General features: G+C 33.7%; 18 protein-coding genes, 1 tRNA gene and 3 pseudogenes. 17 read left to right on the top strand and 5 right to left on the bottom strand.

Annotated elements, in window-relative coordinates; all coding sequences use genetic code 11:
• Positions 1 to 7: 7 nt before the first annotated feature.
• Positions 8 to 355 carry an IS630 transposase-related protein gene (locus O1Q06_RS05950; RefSeq protein ID WP_410542384.1) on the bottom strand — a complete coding sequence of 116 codons (348 nt, stop codon included), beginning with the start codon at positions 353 to 355 and terminating at the stop codon, positions 8 to 10.
• A 17-nt stretch (positions 356 to 372) separates the two neighbouring features.
• Between O1Q06_RS05950 and O1Q06_RS05945 the strand changes: the two genes are divergently transcribed.
• The 4 genes from O1Q06_RS05945 to hemA all read left to right on the top strand — a co-directional run bounded on the left by O1Q06_RS05945 (position 373) and on the right by hemA (position 2777).
• A complete protein-coding gene (locus O1Q06_RS05945; protein WP_410543163.1) occupies positions 373 to 948 on the top strand; it encodes an ankyrin repeat domain-containing protein in 576 nt (191 codons plus the stop codon).
• The gene (locus O1Q06_RS05940; protein ID WP_410542396.1) at positions 939 to 1316 is read left to right on the top strand and encodes a hypothetical protein; all 378 of its coding nucleotides are present in this window, start codon (positions 939 to 941) and stop codon (positions 1314 to 1316) included. Before O1Q06_RS05945 ends, O1Q06_RS05940 begins: the two co-directional genes overlap by 10 nt.
• Before the next feature lie 17 nt (positions 1317 to 1333).
• A complete protein-coding gene (locus O1Q06_RS05935) occupies positions 1334 to 1516 on the top strand; it encodes a hypothetical protein (protein ID WP_410542395.1) in 183 nt (60 codons plus the stop codon).
• A gap of 64 nt (positions 1517 to 1580) precedes the next feature.
• Entirely contained in the window at positions 1581 to 2777 is a 1197-nt protein-coding gene (hemA, locus tag O1Q06_RS05930) for a 5-aminolevulinate synthase (protein ID WP_410543162.1), read from the top strand.
• A 321-nt stretch (positions 2778 to 3098) separates the two neighbouring features.
• Here hemA and O1Q06_RS05925 read toward each other — a convergent pair whose 3' ends face one another.
• The 4 genes and pseudogenes from O1Q06_RS05925 to O1Q06_RS05910 all read right to left on the bottom strand — a co-directional run bounded on the left by O1Q06_RS05925 (position 3099) and on the right by O1Q06_RS05910 (position 6095).
• Positions 3099 to 3275 carry a hypothetical protein gene (locus O1Q06_RS05925; RefSeq protein WP_410542394.1) on the bottom strand — a complete coding sequence of 59 codons (177 nt, stop codon included), beginning with the start codon at positions 3273 to 3275 and terminating at the stop codon, positions 3099 to 3101.
• 43 nt (positions 3276 to 3318) lie between these two features.
• Positions 3319 to 4187: pseudogene (locus O1Q06_RS05920) on the bottom strand (IS982 family transposase).
• A gap of 69 nt (positions 4188 to 4256) precedes the next feature.
• Positions 4257 to 5528 (bottom strand): IS4 family transposase, encoded by a 1272-nt coding sequence (locus tag O1Q06_RS05915; RefSeq protein ID WP_410542393.1) that lies wholly within the window; start codon positions 5526 to 5528, stop codon positions 4257 to 4259.
• A 198-nt stretch (positions 5529 to 5726) separates the two neighbouring features.
• Complete coding sequence (locus O1Q06_RS05910) at positions 5727 to 6095, bottom strand: hypothetical protein (RefSeq protein ID WP_410542392.1); 369 nt, start codon at positions 6093 to 6095, stop codon at positions 5727 to 5729.
• 141 nt (positions 6096 to 6236) lie between these two features.
• On the opposite strand from O1Q06_RS05910, the gene elbB reads away from it, so the two are divergent.
• The 13 genes and pseudogenes from elbB to O1Q06_RS05845 all read left to right on the top strand — a co-directional run.
• The gene (elbB, locus tag O1Q06_RS05905) at positions 6237 to 6935 is read left to right on the top strand and encodes an isoprenoid biosynthesis glyoxalase ElbB (protein ID WP_410542391.1); all 699 of its coding nucleotides are present in this window, start codon (positions 6237 to 6239) and stop codon (positions 6933 to 6935) included.
• 138 nt (positions 6936 to 7073) lie between these two features.
• Positions 7074 to 7394, top strand: a complete 321-nt coding sequence (locus O1Q06_RS05900; protein ID WP_410542390.1) for a hypothetical protein — start codon at positions 7074 to 7076, stop codon at positions 7392 to 7394.
• Between the two features lie 46 nt (positions 7395 to 7440).
• Positions 7441 to 8367 carry a 4-hydroxy-3-methylbut-2-enyl diphosphate reductase gene (gene ispH / locus O1Q06_RS05895; RefSeq protein ID WP_410542389.1) on the top strand — a complete coding sequence of 309 codons (927 nt, stop codon included), beginning with the start codon at positions 7441 to 7443 and terminating at the stop codon, positions 8365 to 8367.
• A gap of 280 nt (positions 8368 to 8647) precedes the next feature.
• Positions 8648 to 10087 carry a hypothetical protein gene (locus O1Q06_RS05890; RefSeq protein ID WP_410542388.1) on the top strand — a complete coding sequence of 480 codons (1440 nt, stop codon included), beginning with the start codon at positions 8648 to 8650 and terminating at the stop codon, positions 10085 to 10087.
• 4 nt (positions 10088 to 10091) lie between these two features.
• Complete coding sequence (locus O1Q06_RS05885; RefSeq protein ID WP_410543161.1) at positions 10092 to 10700, top strand: hypothetical protein; 609 nt, start codon at positions 10092 to 10094, stop codon at positions 10698 to 10700.
• Positions 10697 to 11485: a hypothetical protein gene (locus O1Q06_RS05880; RefSeq protein ID WP_410542387.1), complete on the top strand. Its 789-nt coding sequence runs from the start codon at positions 10697 to 10699 to the stop codon at positions 11483 to 11485. The genes O1Q06_RS05885 and O1Q06_RS05880 overlap by 4 nt, the downstream gene beginning before the upstream one ends.
• 12 nt (positions 11486 to 11497) lie before the next feature.
• Positions 11498 to 11571, top strand: a tRNA-Arg gene (locus O1Q06_RS05875).
• Positions 11572 to 11639: 68 nt separating this feature from the next.
• Entirely contained in the window at positions 11640 to 12122 is a 483-nt protein-coding gene (ssb, locus tag O1Q06_RS05870) for a single-stranded DNA-binding protein (protein ID WP_410542386.1), read from the top strand.
• A gap of 9 nt (positions 12123 to 12131) precedes the next feature.
• Positions 12132 to 13007 (top strand): 4-hydroxy-tetrahydrodipicolinate synthase, encoded by an 876-nt coding sequence (dapA, locus tag O1Q06_RS05865; RefSeq protein ID WP_410542385.1) that lies wholly within the window; start codon positions 12132 to 12134, stop codon positions 13005 to 13007.
• Between the two features lie 48 nt (positions 13008 to 13055).
• Positions 13056 to 13403, top strand: coding sequence for an IS630 transposase-related protein (locus tag O1Q06_RS05860; protein ID WP_410542384.1), 348 nt, complete (start codon positions 13056 to 13058; stop codon positions 13401 to 13403).
• Between the two features lie 56 nt (positions 13404 to 13459).
• Complete coding sequence (locus O1Q06_RS05855; RefSeq protein ID WP_410542383.1) at positions 13460 to 13744, top strand: hypothetical protein; 285 nt, start codon at positions 13460 to 13462, stop codon at positions 13742 to 13744.
• 68 nt (positions 13745 to 13812) lie between these two features.
• Positions 13813 to 14681, top strand: a pseudogene (locus tag O1Q06_RS05850) (IS982 family transposase).
• A gap of 14 nt (positions 14682 to 14695) precedes the next feature.
• Positions 14696 to 14845 (top strand): annotated as a pseudogene (locus O1Q06_RS05845) (cell envelope biogenesis protein OmpA); the annotation flags it as partial.
• Between the last annotated feature and the right edge of the window lie 75 nt (positions 14846 to 14920).

Genomic DNA, 14920 nt, shown 5'->3' with positions numbered 1-14920 from the left:
TTGCTGCCTATCTTCTTGATTGCGCTCTTGATATAGTGTGACTTTTTTTTAAAGTAATTTTTACCTGTTTTAGTCTATACCAAATTGAATTTATTCCAAATCCAAGATTTTGTTTCATCTCTGCCAGAGTATGATCTGGATTCTTTGTAACATATTCTTCGAGTATTTTTGGGTCTATTTTTCGAATAAAGCTACCGTTTTTAGATGGCTTTAGGCTTTCACCAGCAGCTTTCTTTTTTAACCAGCGGTACAGCGTTGCTATTCCTATCTCCATGAGCTCTGCTATCTCAACCTTTGCCTTCCCTTTTTCTATCATCAATACTTCCTTTTCCCTTAAATCCACACTATATGCCATTATAACTCAAATACTTTATTATACCTTTATCATTTACTTTAGGAAATACTATAGAGTATGAAAATGGTAAAGTAACACTTATCATTCCTGAGGAATTAAAAGCTGGTAGGGAAAGTTTACTAGACGATATTAATGAACGTTTCACAGATTATGATAATGATGGATTTATTCGTTTACACGTTGCAGCACGAAAAGGTGATGTTGAGCTTGGCAGGCGTTTACTAGAATGTGGTGCAAATATTGAGATTAAATCAAAAACAAAAGTAGGTGGTGACACTGCACTTCATTTAGCTGCTAGAAATGGTCATAAAGATTTTGTGAAGCTTTTACTTGATAGCGGTGCAAATGTTAACTCAGTGAGCAGTACAGGCAGCAGAGTAACTCCTTTACATGAAGCAGCATATAGTGGACATTTAGATGTTGCGGAATTGCTAATAGAGCGTGGTGCAACAGTTGATGCTAAAGAACGATATAATCTTACTCCTTTGATGTATGCTTCTGCAGAAGGTAATTCGGCAATGGTGGAATTACTTTTAAAAAAAAGGCAGATCTTTATTTACAACATCATAATGGTGAAACTGCATTGCACTTAGCTGCTGATAATGGTCATTCTGATGTAATTGCCATCTTAATAAGTGCAGCAGAAGATAAAGGAAGGTATGTTAATATGCAAAGCAATAATATTGGTACTGCGTTGCATGTTATAGCTTATAATCGAAAAATAAATGAAGGGCATAAAAAATCTGCAAAATTGCTACTAGACAATGGTGCAAGCCCGTATTTAGAAAATAATCCAATTATTAATACACCATTAGATACTCTTTTGAAAGGAGGCTCTTTAGATATGGCAAAAAAACGAGGAAATAAGGGATTTTTGGAACTTATGGAATCTTGGGGTCATTCAGCAACCGTACCAAGCAATTCAAAGAATGATCCACAAAACACAAAAAGTATGTCGTAGCTGCTTCTGCGCTTGCAATGACTGGTATTGCCTTAGGAGCAGCAGTTGCAGTTTACTTGGAAATGTTAGCAATAGGAATAGCAGTTGCAGTTTGTTGTCTTATTGCAGCTACAATTACGTACTGCTATAGGCCTAAAAGCTTAGTTGAGGATAATCAGGTCAAAAAGGTTATGCAGATAGAAGAATGTCAGTCTAAGTAATAAATATAGTAGTCTATCATTTAATAATTTATTATAATTATATTGGTTGTTAATAGATAAAAACTTGGTAGACTACGAAGAAATATTCTTAAATAAAATCAAAGATATAAAAGAAGAAGGGCGCTATCGTGAATTTACGCATTTTGCGTCATTACCTGGCAAACTTCCCTATATTATGGATTATGAAAGAAATAGAGAGGTTATTGTCTGGTGCAGTAATAATTATCTGGGAATGTCACAAAACGATAGTGTCATTGCTGCTATTCAAAATTCATCTGTTGGTGCTGGAGGAACAAGAAATATATCAGGTACAACAAAGGAAGTTGTTGAGCTCGAGAAGTCTTTGGCTGACTTGCATCAAAAAGAAGCTGCTTTAACTTTTGCTTGTGGCTATCTTGCCAACCAAACTACACTTAGTACTTTATCGTCTGTTATTCCGGGTGTGGTAATTTTTTCAGATGAGAAAAATCACTCTTCAATGATAGAAGGTATAAAGTCAGGCAAAAGACCGAAGCACATATTTAGGCATAATGACACTGATCACTTAGAGCAATTGCTAAGATCTATAGATATAAAAACACCGAAAATAATAGCGCTTGAATCTGTATACTCAATGGATGGTGATGTAGCACCGCTTGAAGCGATATGTGATCTAGCAGATCAGTATAATGCAATTACCTATTTGGATGAGGTACACGCAGTTGGCATGTATGGACCGCGCGGTGGCGGAATTGCAGAAAGAGAAGGTTTGATGGATAGAATAACTGTTATTCAGGGTACATTATCAAAGGCTTTTGGAGTGATGGGTGGATATATAGCGTCTTCAAAGAGCTTGGTGGATGTAATAAGAAGTTCAGCCCCAGGATTTATTTTTACTACTGCTATGTCGCCCGTTTTAGCAGCAGCAGCAAAGGCAAGCGTTGAGCATTTAAAATCGAGCAATGTTGAAAGAGGGAAGCAAAAGCAGTCTGTTGAAAAGGTAAAAGACTCACTGAGAAACGCAGGAGTGAATTTTATGCAGACAGAAACTCATATAATTCCAATCATAATTGGCGATCCTGAGTTGTCCAAAAAAGCATCAAAATTGTTATTTGATAAGTATGGAATATATGTACAACATATAAATTACCCAACAGTTTCAAAGGGGACTGAGCGCTTCCGTATTACTCCTACGCCTTACCATACAAATGAAATGATAGAGCATTTAACAAAATCTCTTGTAAAAGTTTTTGAGAAATTGTCTGTTTGTGTCTGTTGTTGAGTTTAAAGTTGCCAAGAATAAGGTATCTATTTAAAAGCATGGTTAATGTACAAAATCAGTGCTTTATTTCTTGTCATGAAAGTAGTTAACACTGGGATCTATAGCTCACACAGGTAAAGTTTACTCTTTTGTCATCCTATGGCTTGACCATAGGATCCAGTCTAAACAATCTGGATTCTATAGTATTTTCTAAAATGAATGATAAATTTCCATTATGGTATTACCAACCAAAAGTTGTAAGTCTGTACATTTATACATTAGAGGTCTGAGGCGGCTTTTGATGGTATGCCAACAGTGTTCTATGGGATTCAAATCTCACTTTTACCCACAACTTTGAGAGGTCATTATGCGAAGCATAACCATGCTTTCCCTGAGGTTTTCATAACCACGCCATAGAGTCATAGTTCCTGGTAAATTATCACTTTTTCTATTCATAAATCCACCTAATTTTCCTAACCAAATAATAGCTTGTTTTATGTTTGGAGGTTCTTCTGGCAATTTGGCTACTTTATGCTCACGTATGTAAAACGCTAATTCTGGATTAAGGAAGGAAGAAAGTATAGGAAATGGAAGGCTTTTTGGATTTCAAGGAATAGGAAATGAGAGTAGAAAAGATGTGAACCAAGAAATTAACGGGAGATCTATGGCGAGTATGTTCACTTTCAAGTCTATTTTTGAGGTAGCCAAAAATCGTCTCAATGATCGACCTTTTTCTCAGCAAAATCTTTTCATGTAGTGAAATTAATGCGTTTTTCATCCCCTTTTTCACCTTGGTAACAAGTTTCAAACCGCGGTTAAACAACTCTTGGAAAAGCTCTTTTTTAATATAGCCTTTATCACCAAACAAAAGACCGGTTAATTTCTTAGTTAGGTTTGCTACAGGCTCTCTATCGTCAACATTACCTCTTGTAAGCGTAAAAGCTTGAATTTCACCTTTCTCGTTAATTATCAAATGTAGTTTAAAGCCGAAAAACCAGCCATATGTACTCTTGCTTAATTTTGCAATTCCAGCAAAAACCTTATTTCTTGATATTCTTTTTGCATGGCAAACTGCAATAGGAGTTGCATCTATGTATGAGATTCCAGTAAGTTCTGACCATCCGCAAAGGCACTGTAATAGCATGGCTAAATGCCACAAAACCCTGGACTTTAGAGCAACAAACCTAGTGTATGAAGGCAACTTCGAAAACTCTGATTTGTAGAGCGATGTTAGGTAATGCAGGTAGAAAGCCTTAAAATTTTCACAGGGAGATTGCTGATACAGGAGGATTATTGTGATAATTTCCGAATGTGTAATTTCTGGCACTCTTGTGGGTTTTTACCGTTTGGCAGTAGTTTATCTGCAAAATTTTTCTCTATATCTCTGCAAAAATCATCGACCAGACAAAACAGTTTTGTTATATCTTCCATGGGTAACCTCATCTATTTTTTTTCTATTTGTTGAGTTTACCCTACTCTCCTGACTTTTCTATTCTCTTTTTAATCCAGAATTAGCGTGTAAAGGGTTTTCCACTCTTCATTACTTAAAACCTTAGTACAAACCTCCATAGGATTCGATAAAGCGATTTTTGTTAAATATAAAATATTAAATGCAATAATGCTCTTTATAGCGATTAATTTCTCTAATCTTTCTTTTGTAGCTAAACGAGAGCTTTCTACCTTACATCCTGATTTTAAAATCCTAAAATACTCCTCGATTTTCCATCTTAGCTTATACCAATTTATCCTTTCTATAGCATCTAAAGTGCTATTAACTGGTATATTAGTCAGCAAAGTCCAATCAATAGCTTCTACTCTTTCAGGAGGATTTGTTTCTTTGGCACTTACTACATATATAGCGATTTTATCACTTATTTTATGCTCTGTATCTTTCGATCCATAAATGTAAGGAGATCTGATAGGTATATAGCCTTTCATATACCTGACTTCAATGTTAGCTTTTCTTGAGATCTGGTATTTATTTTCAGCAACATTCAAGACAATTTCCTTTTTTACAGGCAGTTGAGTTATACGTGTTTGCAAATCCGTTTTTCCCCCTTCAATACAGATGAATTTCCTATTAGTTCGGTTGCGGATTACATAAAAACTGTCCAATGATTCAACAGTCCATAAAAACTTAAAAATATCTGCTTCCCTATCACCAATAGTAACAAGCTGTACACCTTCTGCGAGGTTATTTAGGGTTTCTTTTAGTGCCGCTATCCACTTATAGCTTTCTTTCTCCTTTATAGCAGTACGGTATTTCCTGTTTGCTTTTTCTTGGGCTGTTTCTTCCCTGATAGAACGTGCCCAACACTGTTGAGAAGATAGCCCTAAAGGTAATCCGTCTTTGTTAACCATTAAGTTACTGTGCAATAACAAACCCTTTTTATATTTTGTATAGGCTTTAGAAATACTACCTAGACCCTTAGTCTTTATATGAGAGTCAAAATCCAAATAACTTGTATCTTGAACTGAAAATACCAGCTCATTTCCTTTTATCCTTTCCATAGTTTCTTTATAATGGGAAGAATAAATTTCCTTAGCTTCAAGCTTCTCATTGCTAAATAATCTGTATGCACCTTTAGCTTCTTTCCATCCTACACAGCTTTGACTAATTGACCCAGACGCCTTATTCTCTATTAAATAGCTTGTTTTAATAAGTCTTGTATTAAGCCTTACATCTCCCAGATTAACATGTCTCAACTCTTTTTCTAGCCATTTATCTCCTAAGCCATCAGCACATTGTACATTTCTATTTACTTCACACATTTTTACCTCATCTTAAGTATATTTTTCTCTATCTTACTTGCTTTTTATACTTGTGGGTAAAAGTGAGATTTGAATCCCATAGAACACTGTTGGCATACCATCAAAAGCCGCCTCAGACCTCTGATGTATAAATGTACAGACTTACAACTTTTGGTTGGTAATACCATAATGGTAATTTATCATTCATTTTAGAAAATACTATAGTGCACCTGTTAGTGTTGTAACTGCTGCTCCACTTATTACCCCCTGAGCTAACAGTTGGTTACCTAAAGCTTCAAGCTTTTCCTCCATTACTCGATTTTTACCAACTTGCTCAGCTAGTTTTTTGAATTTCTCTTCTTCTGATAATCCTTTTGACATAGCTGCCAAAAATTCTTCGCTTTTCCTACTACTTAATAAAAGAATTACGTTTCCCTCTTCAGTTAAATCTAGATCTTTTAAATCTTTATTTTTATCCAGAAAATTTTTTGTTTCTTCTTGTAACTTTTTACTTCCCTGAATAATTTCAAGTACACCTTGTGTAAGATACTCACTGTTGCCAGTATCTACTTCACCACCTTGTACCATATTCAATTCCTATCAATTATAAATATGCCTAATTATATATACTAATTATTAATTATATTATTATTGACATAAAACAATTACTCCTTTCCAAATATGGAATTTGTATTACAATACCTAGATTATATGAAATCAAGGTATTTTATGGGTGAGAAAAAATTAAGAGCTGCTGTGGTTTTATCAGGATGCGGCCACCTCGACGGCACAGAGGTGAGAGAAGCGGTTTTAAGTTTGCTTGTGCTTGATCAGCAGGAAGTTGAAGTCAAGTGCTTTGCTCCTGATGTTGATATCACACAAGTTATGAATCACAAAACAAAAGAAGCAGTAAAAGAAAAAAGGAATGTACTTGTAGAAGCAGCAAGAATTGCAAGAGGTGAGATAGATGATTTAAGAGAAGCTAAAGCTGAAAATTTTGACATGCTAGTCGTACCTGGTGGATATGGAGTTGCGAAAAATTTATCTGACTTAGCTGAAAATAAAACAGTAATGCCTGAGTTTGAAAGATTAGTCTCAGAGTTCTTTGTTGCAAAAAAGCCAATAGGAACTATATGTATATCTCCAGCCATTATTGTTTTAATTTTAAGTAGCAAGATAGGTAAAGAAGAAAGTAAGATTAAGGTAACTATCGGAGACGACAAAGACCAGTTGATAGAGAAGCTCGGCGGCGAACATATAACATGCGATACAAAGCTATCAATAGAAGACGAAAAGCATAATATATTTTCCTGCTCTGCTTATATGCGTAGTGATGAAAGTACACACTCTGTATATCAAGGAATAAAACACATGATTGACAGTATGGTGAAAAAAATTAATAAAAAAACCAAACAACCATTTCTCTAAAGTGTAGTTTCTTATACAATTAATTATGTTATACTTCCAGTTGCATTATTGTTGTAGCCAAAGTAATCTGTAATTGCTTATTAAGGGTAAGCTATATTTAGTATGTAAGTTTAGTTCTTTTTTTTTATAGATGTAAATATGTCAGACCTTTTTTATATTGAAAGTGAGTGTTGTGTAGATGGTCAGTGTGATACTTATGCAGGAGAAGTGAGTATTAATGATGTCATGTTGGGCAAGTTTAGTCTAAATTCATACAGTGGGAAAAAAGCTATAATAAATCTAGACATCGTTACATTCGATATCCATATTGCCATGGATGACCAAGATGGAAGGACAATAACAAGAGACCTCAAGGGTCCTGAATTTGTAATTAAAGATGAGGGTTCCTGGTATATTAATAAGAATCTTGGTAATGATAAATTTGAAATTATAGTAAAGCAGTCATTATATGAAACATAGTGAGCGGAGCTTGCTTTTTAGCAATGTTTACATACTTACTTAAAAGATGGAGATTATCTTAGCTGAACCACGCGGTTTCTGTGCAGGGGTTAAAAGAGCTGTAGACATATTAGCAATTACTTTAGAGAAATACAAAAATGAACGCCAAGTTTATGTACTACACGAAATCGTTCATAATAAGTATATAGTAGAGGACTTCAAGAAACAAGGAGTGGTTTTTGTAAGCAGCATAGAAGACATTAAAGACAATGGAGGAATATTGATCTTCAGTGCACATGGAGTGTCAAAAAGTATAGAGGATGAGGCAAAAAGAAAGGGTATTCAAATTATTGATGCAACATGTCCCCTAGTTAGCAAAGTGCATAAAGAGGCAAAAAGGTATGAGGATAGTGGTAAAGAATTAATTCTAATTGGACATGAAAATCATCCAGAAGTTAAAGGAATTATAGGAAGAGTAAATAATCCTATAGCTCTAGTGCAAACTATGGAAGACGTATACAATTTACAAATCAAAGATCCAGATAATTTATCTTATGTAACACAAACCACGTTAAGTATTGACGATACCAAAGAAATTATTGCTACACTGAAGCTCAGATTTCCAAGCATTACAGGCCCCGACTTAAAAGATATATGCTATGCAACACAAAATAGGCAGAACGCTGTTAAAAAATTGGCTAAAATTACAGACGTAGTGTTAATTGTAGGAAGCAAAAACAGTTCAAATTCAAACCGTTTATTAGACCTGTGTATTTCCAGAGGAAAAAGAGCCTATTTGATTGATAATTATAAATGTATGAACAAAAATTGGTTGCAGGGCGCAGAAAAAATAGGGATTACTGCAGGTGCTTCTGCTCCTGATATATTAGTTGATGAGCTAGTAAATTACTTAAAAATAAATATGAATACAAAAGTTTCAGTCATGCCAGATGGATTCACTGAAAATGTTCAGTTCAAGTATACTAAATGGTAATGTGCAACAACGTGCGTCAAATCAAGTCTTTAGCTCAATTCAATTTTCAGTCTGTTGGAGAATAAAATATCAAGCTGAGATATGATTAATCCTCGTTTTTCAGGTTAAGTTGTGTCTAGCACAGAAACATTAAAATATAAAAAACCTTCATCATACAAAAGGGTTAATATTACTACTAGTTTTATCAAAAACTTATAATATAAGTAATATTGTCATCTAATGTTTAATGAATTTCAATAAATTACCTTTTTAATTCTAGATGAGTATACACTTTGTTAATATGTTTGGGTCAAAACCCAAAAGTAAGTTTATGCTTTCTATAGGAAAAGAAGGCACAATGTTACTATATTTTAAAAATGATACTTTAAATAAAAGATATCTTGCTAAGGACAAAAATAATAAAGCTGTTTCTGACTTAATTTCATGTCTCTCATCAGATAAAAAAGCACCCTTATATCTGGTTCTCAATCACACTGATCAGAACTATTTGCTACAGTCTATCCCAAGAGTAAATAGGATTAGTGCTTATCTATCAGCAAAAACAAAAGTAGAGCATTTTGCTCATAATAACGATATAAATTCTATTCTCTTGGTCGAAAAGCCGAATAAATTTAATCAAAACTGGTGGTATCTATTTGTTTCATCAAAAGCAAATCATTTAATAGAATATTGGTTGGACGTGTTTGTTGAAATAGGCTCTAACTTTAAAGGAATATTAATGTTTCCTATAGAACTAGTCAGTATAGCAAAAAAGATTCTACACAAAGATCCTAGTAACTGGAAAATTATAGTTGCTGCAACTAAAACAGGTGGCTATAGACAAGTGGTTCTTAAAGAGGACAAAATGATATTTACACGTTTAATACCATTTACTAATGATAATTTACCAGGAATCATTGCTGGTGAAATATATCAGGAAGTGAAAAATACAATTCAATCTTTAACTAAGTTTGGATTTGAAAAAAATGACCCTATCGACCTTTGCATCATAGTATCAGAAGCTATTAAATCTAGTTTATCAGTTATAAATTTTTCAGAGAATAGTGTGAACATATTGACTCCATATGAGCTAGGTAAACTATTGGTAGCAGAATTAGCTATATGCGAAAAAGATAGCTTTTGTGATACTACAATTTTGTTCCATAGCTTTAAGAATAAGCCAACAGATGTTTTTAATACAAAAGAAACTAAAGAATTTTATCTGTTCAATTACCTTTATTTAAACTCTCCTCGGATTTTTCTATACCTCCTTTTGACTTTAATTGTAATTAACACCTTTTGTTTGCAAAATTTGTATTCAAATTTTAATGTTGCTGATAATTTATCTGCAACGCGGAGTGCTTTAAATAACAAACTAATAAAACTTAGCCAAAGCTATAATGTAAAAAAGATAGATGAAGTTTACGATTTTATTAATATAAATAATATTTTATCAAAAATAGAGTACTCTCCCCTTACACAAATTAAGTATGCAGAAAAGTTAAAAGTACCAGATGTAGAGCTTCAATTATTTGAGTGGAATTATAATGAGGCAAAAAGTTATATTACCACAACTTTAAGGTTTAATTTTCAATCTGGTAAAGACATTTCTTATCAATACGAGAAACTACAGAAAAATTTAAACGATAATTTCCGTACTCATGATATTAGTATTTCTAGCTTACCTAATACTAAAGAGAAAAATCTATCTATTGATGTTGAAATAGGAGAGGCAATGTAGATTGATGACTATCTCTCAACTAAAAAGAAAAGCTACAATTCAGTGCATATATTACTTATTGTTATCTATTGTATTAATAGGGTTATCAACGTGTTTTATTATCTATAACAAAAAGGTTTATAATAAAAATCAAACTGCAGCTGAGGAAATACGCTCTATTAATTTACAGATCATTGAAATTCAAAAGAAAGAAGTCGTTCTAAATAAAAACCTAGATTTATGGAAAAGAATTGCTTCTTCAAACTTACATAGTAGCAGATACATTACAAATTTAAATTTTGAGCTTAACAAGCTATATAAAAAACACTACATGTTAGAACCTGAAATATCAATTTCTATACCTGAAGAAGCTGAACTCCACAATAAAAGTGAACATACAAAAGTAATAAGAAGTGAAGTGGTTCTAAGTTTAAGCTCAATTAGCGATAAGCATATTTTTTTATTTCTACAGTCTATTCCAAATCTTCCTGGTTATGTTATGATCAGATCTCTTACCTTGAATAAGCAGAGAAATATAGATGCTAAAGTTATAAACCAGATTTTAAGTGGTAATATGATAGAGATAGTGAGAGCTAGTATAGTTTTTGATTGGTATACCATATTAAGTAGATGAATATAAAGTTGTTTTTTATTTTTACGCTGCTATTTTTGAATGTTAGTGCATATTGCAATTGCGAAGATCTTGTAGAAAATATAGGGATTTGTAAAAAATATTCTTGCCAACAGCATATTAGTAATGAAGATTTTATTGAGCATAAAATATTAGGGTTAAATAGTGAAAATTTATGTGTATATATAGAAAGACAGGGCAATGATGAAATGGTCTGTCATCATTCTAATGATGGAATGATTATAGAAAAGAAGTACTTAAAAAGTATTTTAAAAGTTGGAAATCAAGAAATAAATGACTTCATTGATATAGCAAATTTGCGTGCGAAAGAGTGTTTTTTTATCAACAATTATTATATAGATCGAGATGATATAATAAAAGAGGCAGCAGAGAGTACTTTATCGCAATATGGTAGCATAAAAAGCATTTTTTTTGATGAAGAGCAGGTTAATAGAATAGTTAGTGAGATGGAAAAGTTTAACTTACAGTCTTCAGGAGTTACAGAGGAAGAAAATTTCAATTGTAAAGTAGTCAGTTTAGATTCAATTTTATACTTTTCCCCCGATACATGGAAAATATGGGTAAATGGAAAGTTGTTTATAAATACTAAGGATTTAAAAGTGCACTCAGTAACTGAGAATTATGTAACTTTTTCATGGGCTGTAAACCAAAAGATAACAAAAGAACGGATAAGCAATTCTAAAAATGTACATTTTGGACATGGAGGTATTATGTTTACGCTTTATGCAGAACAAAAATTTGATTTAGATAGTTTATCTATTAAATAATCTAATACATCTGCGCTTGTAGCTCAGTTGGATAGAGCGTTGCCCTCCGGAGGCAAAGGTCGCGGGTTCGAACCCCTCCAAGCGCGTTTTTAATTAAATTTGACAATAATACTCTCACATAAGATAATAAAGAGATTTATTTTAAAGCATAATTATGTCTAGTGGTACTATAAATAAAGTCATATTAGTTGGTAATTTAGGAAAAGATCCTGAAATTAGGACTACACAAAATGGAAAAGAGATGGCAAGTTTTTCAATAGCCACGTCTGAAAGTTGGACTGACAAATTTTCTGGTACTCGCTCTGAAAAGACAGAATGGCATAATATTGTAATTTTTAGTGAAGGACTAGTAAAAATTGTTAAAGACTTTGCACGGAAAGGTAGTAAAGTTTACGTTGAAGGTTCTCTGAGAACTAGAAAATGGACTGACCAAAATGGTAGCGAAAGGTATACGACAGAGGTGGTGCTATATAACTTTAATAGTGCCCTTACCCTTTTAGATTCACGAAACAGTATATCAAACTCTGATTACAAGCCAAGTGAATACAAACAAAATGAAACAGAACAAAAAGATAAACACGGAAGTTTTGACAACGATATAAAAGACGAACTAATCGACGATGAAATACCATTTTAACAATTTAAATTGAAATCTACATTTTTATGGACTGCTTGTGTTACTCCCTTTGATTACAATGGGGGTAGTATAGATTATCAAAGCTTGCAGCGTTTACTAACAATGCAAGCTGAAGCTGAAAATGGTGTAGTGTTGCTAGGTAGCACCGGTGAAAGCTTATCACTTACTGATTCTGAAAAGCGCACATTAGTTGAATTTGTATGTGAGCTAAAATCCAATACGAAAATTATAATTGGTGTACCAGGAGTGAATCTATATCAGACTCTTGAATGGCTTGATTTTTGCAAGGATATGCCTATTTATGGTTATTTAATGACAACTCCCATTTACACAAAGCCTGGAATCATGGGGCAGATTTTATGGTTTGAAAAGCTGCTTGAAAAAGCACATGTGCCAGCAATGCTTTACAATATTCCATCAAGAGCAGGAGTGAGTCTTCACGTTGAAATTGTACACAACTTATCCAGCCATGAAAAATTTTGGGCTATCAAAGATTCAAGTGGCACCGTTGATACTTTAACTCAGTATAAGAAAGTTGCACCAAATATTGAGGTGTTTTGTGGGGACGATAATATGATATTTGATATGTCTGCTAAGGGTGCGGCTGGTCTGGTTTCTGTGGCTGCCAATGTTTGGCCAAGTGTAGTACATAAATATGTTAAGCAATGCATGAGTGGCAAGAACCCTCAAGCAGACAGTTGGCAACAAGCTTGCAAAGCTCTATTTACCGCCAGTAACCCAATACCTACTAAAGCACTCTTGCATGACATTGGGCTTATAGAACACAAAACTGTTCGTCTACCACTAAGCACAGAAGACTTGCCTTCTATTGAAACATTGAGGCAAGCTAATAAAATGATTCTTGGATGGAAAAATCAACTATAGTATTTCCTAAAGTAAATGATAAAGGTATAATAAAGTATTTGAGTTATAATGGCATATAGTGTGGATTTAAGGGAAAAGGAAGTATTGATGATAGAAAAAGGGAAGGCAAAGGTTGAGATAGCAGAGCTCATGGAGATAGGAATAGCAACGCTGTACCGCTGGTTAAAAAAGAAAGCTGCTGGTGAAAGCCTAAAGCCATCTAAAAACGGTAGCTTTATTCGAAAAATAGACCCAAAAATACTCGAAGAATATGTTACAAAGAATCCAGATCATACTCTGGCAGAGATGAAACAAAATCTTGGATTTGGAATAAATTCAATTTGGTATAGACTAAAACAGGTAAAAATTACTTTAAAAAAAAGTCACACTATATCAAGAGCGCAATCAAGAAGATAGGCAGCAATTTATTGATAAAATCTCAAAAATAGACCATTCCAGCATCTTATATATAGATGAAGCAGGAGTTGATAATAAGTTATACCGAGAATATGGACGTGCTCCAAGAGGAAAGAAAATTTATGCAGATATTCCAGCGAGAGAGAATCAGTATAGTAGCCGGGTGGATTGGAATGAGATTTATTGCACCAATGACTTTCAAAGGTGGGTGTGACAAAGAGGTATTCAATATATGGTTGGAGAAACCTAAATTGCCACTTGGCACAACCATAGTTATGGATAATGCTACATTTCATAAGACCACTAAAACAAAATCATTAATAACGCTAATTCTGGATTAAAAAGAGAATAGAAAAGTCAGGAGAGTAGGGTAAACTCAACAAATAGAAAAAAATAGATGAGGTTACCCATGGAAGATATAACAAAACTGTTTTGTCTGGTCGATGATTTTTGCAGAGATATAGAGAAAAATTTTGCAGATAAACTACTGCCAAACGGTAAAAACCCACAAGAGTGCCAGAAATTACACATTCGGAAATTATCACAATAATCCTCCTGTATCAGCAATCTCCCTGTGAAAATTTTAAGGCTTTCTACCTGCATTACCTAACATTGCTCTACAAATCAGAGTTTTCGAAGTTGCCTTCATACACTAGGTTTGTTGCTCTAAAGCCCAGGGTTTTGTGGCATTTAGCCATGCTATTACAGTGCCTTTGCGGATGGTCAGAACTTACTGGAATCTCATACATAGATACAACTCCTATTGCAGTTTGCCATGCAAAAAGAATATCAAGAAATAAGGTTTTTGCTGGAATTGCAAAATTAAGCAAGAGTACATATGGCTGGTTTTTCGGCTTTAAACTACATTTGATAATTAACGAGAAAGGTGAAATTCAAGCTTTTACGCTTACAAGAGGTAATGTTGACGATAGAGAGCCTGTAGCAAACCTAACTAAGAAATTAACCGGTCTTTTGTTTGGTGATAAAGGCTATATTAAAAAAGAGCTTTTCCAAGAGTTGTTTAACCGCGGTTTGAAACTTGTTACCAAGGTGAAAAAGGGGATGAAAAACGCATTAATTTCACTACATGAAAAGATTTTGCTGAGAAAAAGGTCGATCATTGAGACGATTTTTGGCTACCTCAAAAATAGACTTGAAATTGAACATACTCGCCATAGATCTCCCGTTAATTTCTTGGTTCACATCTTTTCTACTCTCATTTCCTATTCCTTGAAATCCAAAAAGCCTTCCATTTCCTATACTTTCTTCCTTCCTTAATCCAGAATTAGCGTTATAAAGTAAAGTTAGGTGTTGATTGTGAAATTATTCCGCAGATAGTTGGCACAGTTGCTATTGCTGCAAGTGGTCAATTAAGTGGCTTTAAACCACCGATGAAAAAACCAGATGCAATCATAGAAATAGGTATACGTTATAATTTTTAAGCTATGAACACTTTGAATCCTTATACACAGTTGTATGCTCGGTGCTATATATGTGCTATTTGCAAAGGTATTCTG

The sequence above is a fragment of the Wolbachia endosymbiont of Tetranychus urticae genome, assembly GCF_046529255.1.
GTDB lineage: Bacteria > Pseudomonadota > Alphaproteobacteria > Rickettsiales > Anaplasmataceae > Wolbachia.
Note: the sequence above shows the minus strand (reverse complement) of the source record. Positions and strands in the feature narration are given on the sequence as shown.